The sequence below is a fragment of the Pseudomonas sp. Larv2_ips genome (genome assembly GCF_963879675.1).
In the GTDB taxonomy this organism is placed as follows: domain Bacteria; phylum Pseudomonadota; class Gammaproteobacteria; order Pseudomonadales; family Pseudomonadaceae; genus Aquipseudomonas.
Map to the genome: position 1 here is coordinate 648,718 of NZ_CAWOAW010000031.1, position 532 is coordinate 649,249.

Below are 532 nucleotides of genomic sequence, written 5' to 3' on the forward strand. Positions count from 1 at the left end.
AGCGCCAGCGACTACCACTATCACCGACTCGATCGATACCACCACTGTCACTCTGACGGCGGATCCTTCGGTCGTTGAAGGCGGCAACATCACTTACACCGCTACGCTGACTAACCCGGCGCAAACTGCGGTGACTGTGACGCTTTCGAATGGTCAGACCATCGTCATCGAAGCGGGTAAATCTGCGGGCTCGGTAGTTTTCGAAACTCCGGCCAACGACGTCTACAACAACGGTTCGACCGTCAACACGACGATCACCAACGCCACCGGTGGCAACTTCGAGAATCTGGCGACCAACCCTACGCCAGCGACCACCACGATTACCGATTCGATCGACACCACCACCGTTACTCTGACGGCGGATCCATCGGTCGTTGAAGGTGGAAACATCACTTACACCGCCACGCTGACCAACCCGGCGCAAACTCCGGTCACCGTGACGCTGAGCAATGGCCAGACCATCGTCATCGAAGCCGGTAAATCTGCTGGTTCGGTGGTTTTCGAAACCCCAGCCAACGACGTCTATAACAAC

General features: G+C 56.8%; 1 protein-coding gene. It reads left to right on the forward strand.

Translation table 11 applies throughout. From position 1 onward, the window contains the following. The coding region (locus AACV02_RS28440; RefSeq protein ID WP_256680479.1) for an immunoglobulin-like domain-containing protein at positions 1–532 on the forward strand (532 nt) is incomplete at both ends.